Below are 1255 nucleotides of genomic sequence, written 5' to 3'. Positions count from 1 at the left end.
CTGATCAATGAGATCATCGAGCTGAATGGCAATGCCATTGGTACCAGCAAAAATATTGCCAATGTCTGAAAAATTATTGTTGATGGCGTTGTCAAAGGTCGCGCTGTCAAGTTCCAATGTGCCGGTTTGGGTGGTGGTGATGCCAAGTGCGGCCAGCGAGTCTAATGTGCCGCCGGAGACTGTGCTGCTGATGATGCGACGAATCTGACTGTCGATCATGCGCAAAGTGGCATCACCTGACAAAATGCCCGGATTATCGGGGTCGGATTTGCCCAGGTCACTTATGGTGGATTGGAGCGCATTGTAGGCTTCGATGAAATCATTGACCGCACTGCGAACACTGCCGGTATCAATGCTGATACTGATATCCACGCTGTTCGTTGTGGGTTTGACTGCGGTGATGGTGACATCCTCAATGGCGGATGAGAATGTATTGGTGTCGCTCGTAATTGTTTGACCGGCGACCTGTATTTGTGCGTCGTCGGCGTTTTGGGTGACGGTCATATTAGTCGATATGGCATCCAACGACGCATTATCATCGGTGACTGTCAATTGGTTGGCGCTGCCGGTAATTGATGAATCATAAATCAGCACGGTACCTGCATCGCCATTGACGATATTGACATTGACGCCGAAATTGTCTGAGGCGTTGTTGATTTTGTCGCGTATGTCTGACAGGGTGTCGGTGGCGTCAATGGTGACAGAAAAGGTGTTTGAGCCGGCAGTAAAGGTGAGGGTGCCACTGCCGACGGTGTCGGAACTACTGCCGAAAAGGCCGGATTCCAAGCGCGAACCTTGTGCAGTTTTGATGACATCAACGGAAAAGTTGGCAGGTGTGGCATCGTTGCCTGCGGACACTTGAACGAAGCTTGTGTCACTCGAAGTGGCCGTGCGTTTGCTATAGTCGGACAAATTGTCCAGTTTTTGGAGCGCTGTCTGAAACTCAGACAGGGCGCTTGACAAATTGCCGAAACCGGAAATTTCAGCATTGATGTTGGCTTCTCGAAGATCGAGGCGCTGTGTTGCTGGGGCACGTTGAGCATCGACAATCGCGTTAATGATCGAGTCGATGTCCAATCCAGAGCCGACGCCAGATGCTGTAATAAGCCCCATTTGTTTCACCTCATACTGTGTGGCTTCTGTTTCAATGGTTGGTGTGGCCGACTCGGCGGCCAGAGATGCCGTTCAAGACATCTCCAGCAACTTCCGTGCCGTGTCGGGCAGGCTAGGCCTGCTTTTTCACCAACAACCCGCT

General features: G+C 51.3%; 1 protein-coding gene. It reads right to left on the bottom strand.

From position 1 onward, the window contains the following. Window positions 1-1113: flagellar cap protein (locus D6694_14525; protein RMH35743.1), on the bottom strand; the 1113-nt coding region annotated here is incomplete at its 3' end. Window positions 1114-1255 lie beyond the last annotated feature (142 nt).

Source organism: Gammaproteobacteria bacterium (genome assembly GCA_003696665.1).
In the GTDB taxonomy this organism is placed as follows: Bacteria; Pseudomonadota; Gammaproteobacteria; order Enterobacterales.
The sequence above is the reverse complement of the archived record's forward strand: the minus strand, read 5'-3'. Positions and strand labels throughout refer to the sequence as shown.